7 protein-coding genes are annotated in these 8,471 nt (G+C 72.1%); 3 read left to right on the plus strand and 4 right to left on the minus strand.

What is annotated here, in order from left to right; all coding sequences use genetic code 11:
- Positions 1-25 precede the first annotated feature (25 nt).
- A complete protein-coding gene (gene ppc / locus ACZ68P_RS31190; protein WP_471012110.1) occupies positions 26-2,755 on the minus strand; it encodes a phosphoenolpyruvate carboxylase in 2,730 nt (909 codons plus the stop codon).
- Between the two features lie 316 nt (positions 2,756-3,071).
- Here ppc and ACZ68P_RS31195 point away from each other — a divergent pair, with 316 nt between their 5' ends.
- The gene (locus ACZ68P_RS31195; protein WP_471012113.1) at positions 3,072-4,055 is read left to right on the plus strand and encodes an acyl-CoA desaturase; all 984 of its coding nucleotides are present in this window, start codon (positions 3,072-3,074) and stop codon (positions 4,053-4,055) included.
- Entirely contained in the window at positions 4,052-4,741 is a 690-nt protein-coding gene (locus ACZ68P_RS31200) for a TetR/AcrR family transcriptional regulator (protein ID WP_471012116.1), read from the plus strand. The genes ACZ68P_RS31195 and ACZ68P_RS31200 overlap by 4 nt, the downstream gene beginning before the upstream one ends.
- Before the next feature lie 72 nt (positions 4,742-4,813).
- Here the strand turns inward: ACZ68P_RS31200 and ACZ68P_RS31205 are convergent, their stop codons facing one another.
- Complete coding sequence (locus tag ACZ68P_RS31205; protein WP_471012118.1) at positions 4,814-5,656, minus strand: trans-aconitate 2-methyltransferase; 843 nt, start codon at positions 5,654-5,656, stop codon at positions 4,814-4,816.
- A 132-nt stretch (positions 5,657-5,788) separates the two neighbouring features.
- Here ACZ68P_RS31205 and ACZ68P_RS31210 point away from each other — a divergent pair, with 132 nt between their 5' ends.
- A complete protein-coding gene (locus ACZ68P_RS31210; RefSeq protein ID WP_365715860.1) occupies positions 5,789-6,286 on the plus strand; it encodes a MarR family winged helix-turn-helix transcriptional regulator in 498 nt (165 codons plus the stop codon).
- Here the strand turns inward: ACZ68P_RS31210 and ACZ68P_RS31215 are convergent.
- Both ACZ68P_RS31215 and galK read right to left on the minus strand, forming a co-directional pair.
- Positions 6,245-7,021, minus strand: a complete 777-nt coding sequence (locus ACZ68P_RS31215) for a LuxR C-terminal-related transcriptional regulator (RefSeq protein WP_471012120.1) — start codon at positions 7,019-7,021, stop codon at positions 6,245-6,247. The genes ACZ68P_RS31210 and ACZ68P_RS31215 overlap by 42 nt on opposite strands.
- Before the next feature lie 352 nt (positions 7,022-7,373).
- The coding region (gene galK / locus ACZ68P_RS31220) for a galactokinase (RefSeq protein ID WP_471012122.1) at positions 7,374-8,471 on the minus strand (1,098 nt) is incomplete at its 5' end.

Consider the following 8,471-nt stretch of genomic DNA (forward strand, 5'->3'; position numbering starts at 1 on the left):
GCACCGTCGTTCGTGCGGGCGGGTGTCAGCCGGTGTTGCGCAGGCCGGCGGCCACGCCGTTGACCGTGAGCAGCAGGGCCCGTGCGAGCAGCGGGTCCGGCTCCTCGCCGCGCTCGACGGCCGCGCGCTGGCGGGCGAGGAGGGCGACCTGGAGGTAGGAGATCGGGTCCAGGTAGGCGTCGCGGATGGCGAAGGTCTGCTGGAGGACGGGGTTGGAGTCCAGGAGCTTCTCGCCGCCGGTGATCTTGAGGACCTCGGCGACGGTCAGCGCGTGCTCGGCCTCGATGGTGTCGAAGACGTGCTTGAGGTCGTCGGGGACCAGGGTGTCGACGTAGTGGCGGGCGATCCGCAGGTCGGTCTTCGCGAGTGTCATCTCGACGTTCGAGAGGAAGTTGCGGAAGAAGTGCCACTGCTCGTACATCTCGCCGAGGACCGGGTCGAGACCGGCCTCGCGCAGGGCCTTGAGGCCGGAGCCGACGCCGAACCAGCCGGGGACGATCTGCCGGGACTGGGTCCAGCCGAAGACCCACGGGATGGCCCGCAGACCGTCGAGGGAGACGCCCGAGCCGGGGCGGCGGGAGGGCCGCGAGCCCAGGTGCAGGTCGGCGAGCTGGTCGACCGGGGTCGAGGCGAGGAAGTACGTCGGCAGGTCCGGGTCCTCGACGAGCCTGCGGTACGCCGTGTGGGCGGCCTCCGAGACGGTGTCCATGGCCGCGTCCCAGCGGGCGAGGGCCTCGTCGGACTGCCGGGGCGCGGTGTGCAGGGCGGAGGCCTGCAACGTGGCGGCGACGGTCAGTTCGAGGTTCTCCCGCGCGAGGGACGGGATGAGGTACTTGTCGGAGATGACCTCGCCCTGCTCGGTCACCTTGATCTCGCCCTCCAGGGTTCCCCAGGGCTGGGCGAGGATGGCGTCGTGCGAGGGGCCGCCGCCGCGGCCGACGGTGCCGCCGCGGCCGTGGAAGAGGCGGAGCCGTACGCCGTAGCGGTGGGCGACGTCGCGCAGCCGGCGCTGGGCGCGGTGGATCTCCCACTGGCTGGTGGTGATGCCGCCGAACTTGGAGGAGTCGGAGTACCCGAGCATGACCTCCTGGACGTCGCCGCGGAGGGAGACGAGGCGGCGGTAGGAGGGGTCGGCGAGCATGCCGTCGAGGATGACGTCGGCGGCCTTCAGCTCGTCGGTGGTCTCCAGGAGCGGCACGATGCCGATCTTGGCCCAGCCGCCGTGCAGGTCGATGAGGCCGGCCTCGCGGGCGAGGACGGCGGCGGCGAAGACGTCGTCGGCGCCCTGGCACATCGAGATGATGTACGACTCGATGACCTCGGGGCCGAACCGCTCGAAGGACTCCTTGATGGTGTGGAACACCCCGAGGGTCTTCTCGCCGGCGGCGTCGAGCGGGGCCGGGGTGGGCGCGAGCGGGCGGCGCGAGCGGAGCTCCTTGGCGAGGAGCTTCTGCCGGTAGTCGCGGGGCATGTCTGCGTACCGCCAGGACTCCTCGCCGAGCCGGTCGAAGAGCTGGCCGAGGGCGTGGTGGTGGGCGTCGGCGTGCTCGCGGACGTCCATGGTGGCGAGCTGGAGGCCGAAGGCGGTGAGGGTGCGGATGGTGCGGTCCATCCGGCCCTCGGCGAACAGGCCGCCGCGGTGCTCGCGCAGGGAGGTCTGGATCAGGGCGAGGTCGTGGACCAGTTCGGCGGTGCCGAGGTAGTCGCGGCCGTCCTGGTGCGCGGTGCCGTTGGCCAGGCGCTCGCGGGTGTTGACGAGCTTCTGGCGGATGCAGGTGGCCTTGAGCCGGTAGGGCTCCTCGGCGTTGAGGCGCTTGTACCGGGGGCTGATCTCGGGCAGGCGCTCCAGGTCGGCCTGGAGGGAGGTCAGCAGCTCGTCGGTGGCGCCGGCGTAGCGGATGGAGTTGGAGAGGAAGCCGCGCAGCTCGTCGATGAGGTCGAGGGCGTCGTTGATGCCGTGCTCGTGCTGGAGGATCAGCACTTCCCTGGTCACCGCGGGGGTGACGTTGGGGTTGCCGTCGCGGTCGCCGCCGATCCAGGTGCCGAAGGTGAGCGGGCGGGTGCCGGGCGGGAGCTCGACGCCGACGCGCTCGAGCTCGGCGGCGAGGTCCTCCAGGACGTCGCCGACGGCGTTGGCGTGCAGCTCGTCCAGGTAGTAGATGGCGTTGCGGGCTTCGTCGGCCGGCTCGGGGCGTACGACGCGGAGTTCGTCGGTCTGCCAGATGAGGTCGATGTTCTCGGCGAGCCGGAGGTCGAGGCGGCGCCGGTCGACCTCGATGACCGGGGTCTCCAGGAGGGCGGCGATCCGGCGCAGCTTGTTGAGGACGGAGCGGCGGGCGGCCTCGGTGGGGTGGGCCGTGAAGACGGGCCGGACGTTGAGGTTCTTCACCGTGGCGCGGACGTGCTCGGGGTCGCCGTCCTTGAGCATGTCGGCGGTGCGGGCGAGGAGTCCGCCCTCGGCGGCGCGCTTCTCGCGCATCTCGCGGCCGCGGTGCACCTGCTCGGTGACGTTCGCCAGGTGGAAGTAGGTGGAGAAGGCGCGTACGAGCTTCGCGGCGGTCTCCAGGTCGGTGTCGCCGAGCAGCTCGGCGGCGGCCTCGCCGTCCTCGCGGGTGAGCCGGCGGACCTTCTCGACGAGGTCGAGGAGGTCGTGGCCCTCCTGGCGGACGAGGGTCTCGCCCAGCAGGTCGCCCAGTCGGCGGATGTCGGAACGCAGCTCGGCGCTGGCGGTGGGGGTCTGGTCGGCACTGCTCACAGGTGCGGCTCCTTGCAGTGTTTGAGCACGTCTGGAGGGGTTCTGGAGGCTTGCGGACCGCGCTGTCCGACGCACCCAGGATAGGTGTCCGTGGGCGCGGCGCCGCCGGTGGCCCTGTTGCGCCCTCTTGCCGCGCGCCACCGCGCTGCCATACTTACGTCGCCGTAGGTTACGGAAGCGTAGCCACGCGCTGGTGTTCATCCGCGCTTGTCCTACATCCTCCCCTTCCGCTCCTCCGCTCTTTCGTCCCTTCGTCACGCTTCACCCCATCACCCCCTTCACCCCCTTCCTTCCTTTTCTCCCCAAGGGGACACCCATGACCACAAGCCCCGAGGTGACCTCGGACCCCGAGGTGCGCGACTCCGCCGCCGACCTGCCCTCCGCCACGCTCGGCGGGGACAGCAAGCGATCGATCGAGCAGATCACGCTGCTGCTGTTCATCACGGTCCCCTTCCTCGCCCTGCTGGCGGCGGTGCCGCTGGCCTGGGGGTGGGGGGTGAGCTGGCTCGACCTGGGTCTTCTGGTGGCGATGTACTACATCGGCTGCCACGGGATCACGATCGGCTTCCACCGCTACTTCACGCACGGTTCCTTCAAGGCGAAGCGACCGCTGCGGATCGCTCTGGCGGTCATGGGCTCGCTGGCGGTGGAGGGTCCGCTGGTGCGCTGGGTGGCCGACCACCGCAAGCACCACAAGTTCTCCGACGCGGAGGGCGACCCGCATTCGCCGTGGCGCTTCGGCGAGACCGTCCCGGCGCTGATGAAGGGCCTGTGGTGGGCGCACATCGCCTGGATGTTCGACGAGGAGCGGACGCCGCAGCACAAGTACGCTCCGGATCTGATCAAGGACCCGGCGATCCGGGCGATCTCGCGGCAGTTCATCTACTGGACGCTCCTGTCGCTGGCGATCCCGCCCCTGGTGGGCGGCCTGGTGACCATGTCGTGGTGGGGCGCGTTCACCGCGTTCTTCTGGGGCTCCTTGGTACGGGTGGCGCTGCTGCACCACGTGACGTGGTCGATCAACTCCATCTGCCACGCGGTGGGCAAGCGCCCGTTCAAGTCGCGGGACCGTTCGGGCAACGTGTGGTGGCTGGCGGTGCTGTCGTGCGGCGAGTCCTGGCACAACCTGCACCACGCCGACCCGACCTCGGCGCGGCACGGCGTCCTGCGGGGCCAGGTCGATTCCAGCGCGCGGCTGATCCGGTGGTTCGAGCAGCTCGGCTGGGCCTCGGACGTGCGCTGGCCCGACGCGTCCCGGATCGAAGCCCGGCGCCGGGGCGAGCCCGCCGACGCGGCATGATGGAGGACGTGGCGATCGACGGCAGTACCAGCGGTACCGGCACCCCCGGCGGCGAGAAGCCCCGGCGCGGGCGCCGGGTGCGGATGACGGGCGCGGAGCGCCGGGAGCAGTTGCTGGACATCGGCCGGACGCTGTTCGCGGCGAAGGGCTTCGAGGGCACGTCGGTGGAGGAGATCGCCGCGAAGGCGGGCGTCTCCAAGCCGGTGGTGTACGAGCACTTCGGGGGCAAGGAGGGGCTCTACGCGGTCGTCGTGGACCGCGAGATGCGCCAGCTGCTCGACATGGTGACCGGGGCACTGACCGCGGGCCATCCGCGCGAGCTGCTGGAGCAGGCCGCCTTCGCGCTGCTCGACTACATCGAGCGGTACACCGACGGCTTCCGGATCCTGGTCCGCGACTCGCCGGTGGCCCAGTCGACGGGCACGTTCGCCTCGCTGATCAGCGATATCGCCACGCAGGTGGAGGACATCCTGGGGCTGGAGTTCAAGGCCCGCGGCTTCGACCCGAAGCTGGCCCCGCTCTACGCCCAGGCACTGGTGGGCAGCGTGGCGCTGACGGGCCAGTGGTGGCTGGACGTCCGCAAGCCGAAGAAGGCCGAGGTCGCGGCCCATCTGGTGAACCTGGCCTGGCACGGTCTGGACGGTCTGGAGCAGAAGCCCCGGCTGATAGGGCACCGCAAGAGCTGATCCGCGCGGCCGGGGCGGTGGTCCCGGTGACCGGTCGGGGGCGTCGCCGTGGGCGGCGCCCCCGGCCGTGCGTCAGGCTCCCTTCCGGGCGACGGCGAAGATGCGCCGGAACGGGAAGACCGTGCCGCGGGGGCCCCGCGGGTAGGCCGCGCGCAGGAGGTCGCGGTACTGGGCGAGGAAGGCGTCCGTCGCCTCCTGGTCGCCCTCGAGCGCGGTCAGGACGGGGCGCAGCGCGGTGCCCTTGACCCAGTCGAGGACAGGGTCCTCGCCCGGGAGGAGCTGGGAGTACGTGGTCTCCCAGACGTCGGTCTCGCAGCCGAGGTCCGTGAGCCGGTGGAGGTAGTCGGCGGGGTCGAGGACGTGGACGAAGCGGCGGCCCTCGTCGCCGAGGCGGTCGCGCCACTGGGGGGTGTCGCAGAGCTCGCCGAGCAGGGCGTGGCTGGGCGAGGTGAAGTTGCCCGGGACCTGGAAGGCAAACGTTCCGCCCGGGCGCAGCCCTTCGATCCAGGGGGCGAAGGACTCGGGGTGGTTGGGGACCCACTGGAGCGCGGCGTTGGAGACGATGAGGTCGTAGGGCTCCTCGGGGGTCCAGTGGGCGGCGTCGGCGGGCCGGAAGTCGAGCCAGCCGCCGCCGGCCGTGGTGCCGGCGTAGTCCTTCTCCGCGCGCTCCAGCATGTCGGGCGAGAGGTCGAAGCCGGTGATGTGGGCGTCGGGCCAGCGTTCGGCGAGAAGGACGGTGACGTTGCCGGGGCCGCAGCCGAGGTCGGCGATCCGGGCGGGGCGGTCGCCGTGCGGAAGGTGCGGTATTCGGGCGAGCAGGTCGAGGAACGGACGGGTGCGGTGGCCGGAGTGACGGAGGTACTGCTGTGGGTCCCATGTCGGTGCGACAGAAGCAGAAGCTGGTCCGGAATGCATGTTCGAAGCCCCCTTGCTGGAACGAGTTGCCGAAGCGGAACAGGGTTCCGGCCCGGTCCTTCCCCATAGTCCAGCGGAATATATCTTGACGTCAAGAGACTTTATGTCAACAGACCGTTTACACTGATCGTCATGGAGGACGAGGTCGACCGTCTGGTCGCAGCATGGCGCCGCGAGCGCCCCGACCTCGACGTGGAACCGCTCGAGGTGCTCAGCCGCGTCTCGCGGCTCGCCCGGCACCTCGACCGCGCCCGTCGGCTCGCCTTCTCCGAGCACCACCTGGAGCCCTGGGAGTTCGACGTCCTCACGTCGCTGCGCCGCGCCGGCGCCCCCTACCAGCTCTCCCCGGGCCAGCTGCTGACCCAGACCCTGGTCACCTCGGGCACCATGACCAACCGCATCGACCGGCTCACCAAGAAGGGCCTCGTCGAGCGGCTGCCGGACCCCAGCGACCGACGGGGGGTCCTGGTCCGCCTCACCCCCGAGGGCCGCGACCGGGCCGACCAGGCGCTGGCCGGCCTCCTCGCCCAGGAGCGGGCCATCCTGGCCCAGCTCTCCCGGACCCAGCGCGGCGAACTGGCCGACCTGCTACGCCAGCTGACCGCCCCGTTCGACAACATCCCCGGCTAGGTCCGCGGGCCCCACGCCCGCCCGGCGCGCCAGCGCCACCGCGGCCAGCGTGGAGTGCACCCCCAGCTTCCCGAGCACGTTCTGCATGTGCGTACGGACGGTGTGCGGGGACAGGAACAGCCGCTCGGCGACGGCCTTGCGCCCCAGGCCCGCCACCATGCAGCGCAGCACCTCCCGCTCGCGCGGCGTCAGCGACTCCACGAGTTCCTCGCTCTCGCTGCGGTGCTTGCGGGCCGCCGTCAGCTCCCGCAGCACGCCGGTGAGCAGCGCCGGGGGCAGATGCGTCTCGTCCCGCAGGACGCCCCGGATCACGGCGAGCAGCCGCTGGAGCGAGCAGTCCTTGGCCACCCAGCCCGACGCCCCGGCCTGCAGCGCGAGAGCGGCCCGGTGCGCGTCGTCCCGCTCGGCCAGGACGACCGTACGGACGGCGGGGCGGGCTTCCGCGACCCCCGCGACCAGCGAGATGCCGTCGACCACGCCCTCGGCGTCGTCCGGCACGGCACGGGCGACGGCCGGCGGGCCCAGGGCCACGCCCAGGTCGGCGTCGACCAGCATCACGTCGTAGCGGCGGCCCTCGGCGGCCGCGCGGTCCAGACAGCGCAGAGCGGCCGGGCCACTGCCGGCCGCGGAGACGTCGACGTCGGGCTCCGCCGCGAGGGCGGCGGCCAGCGACTCGGCGAAGATGCGGTGGTCGTCCACCACCAGGACCCGGATACGGACCACGGACACCCCCAAGTGTCGAGGAACGGACCGGCGCGGGCACAGCGCCGGAGAGGAGGTCCGTCGTCGCACGGCCGCCGCCGTGCTGACCCTTACCCCGCCCCAGGCGCCGTACCCGACTGGTCTCACCCCTGATCAGCACCGGCCCCCACCGGTGCTGCGCATCAGAGTACGGGCGAGGCGCCCCGGCGGAAGCCGATTCGCGGAACTGGTGGAACGCGGCGATACGCAGGGGGCGCATGTGTCCGAACGCGACTGGAGTCGACAGATCAGGGGCTGTTTCCGGGTCTCTCCACGACGCTTTCCCGGTGCTGTTTCCCGTGGCATGTGCCGGGGCGCGGTGAGGCTCCCGGCCCGGCGCCACCGGTCAGTCCGAGAGCCTGCGCGCCCCCTCCGACGGCACCGCGGGGAAGATCCCCGGTGCCGCGTACCCCGCCTCGGCGAACGCCTTCTCGATCGCGGCGGCCACCGCGTCCGCCGCGATCGACTCCACGAGCACGACCGCCGAGCCGCCGAAACCCCCGCCCGTCATCCGGGCGCCGAGCGCCCCGGCCACGTTCGCCGCCTCGACCACGAGGTCCAACTCGGCGCACGAGACCCGCAGGTCGTCCCGGAGCGAGCCGTGCCCCTCGGTGAGGACCGGGCCGACCGCCCGTACGTCCCCGGCGTCGAGGAGCGCGATCGTCCGCACGACCCGCTCGTTGTCGGAGACGACGTGCCGGACGTAGCGCCGAACCGTTTCGTCGTCCAGACGCGCGAGGGCCTCGGACAGGTGCGCGTACGGCACGTCGCGCAGGGCGCGCACACCGAGCGCCCGCGCACCCGCTTCACACCCGGCGCGCCGCTCCGCGTAGGCGCCGTCCCCGAGCTCGTGCTTCACCCGGGTGTCGACGACGAGGAGCCGCAGGCCCCGCGCGGCGAGGTCGAAGGGCACCTGGCGGCAGGACAGGTCCCGGGTGTCCAGGTGCAGGGCGTGCCCCGCGACGGAGCACGCGGACGCCATCTGGTCCATCACCCCGCAGGGGACGCCCACGAAGGCGTTCTCCGCGCGCTGGGCGATCACCGCGAGCTCCGGGCGGGACAGGCCGAGCCCGAACAGGTCGTTCAGCGCGAGCGCCGTGACGACCTCCAGGGCGGCGGAGGACGAGAGCCCCGCGCCGGTCGGGACCGTGGAGGAGATGTGGATGTCCGCGCCGGTGACCGGGTGGCCCGCTTCCCGCAGGGCCCAGGCGACACCGGCCGGGTACGCGGCCCAGCCGGTGCCGGAGAGGGGTTCGAGGGAGTCGACGTCGAGCCGGACGATGCCGCCCTCGACATCGGCGGAGTGGATCCGCAGCGCCCCGTCGGTACGGCGGGCGACGGCGGCGACAGCCGTGTGCGGCAGCGCCATCGGCATCACGAAGCCGTCGTTGAAATCGGTGTACTCACCGATCAGGTTGACGCGCCCCGGGGCGGCCCAGACGCC

The organism is Streptomyces sp. NPDC036822 (assembly GCF_055609145.1).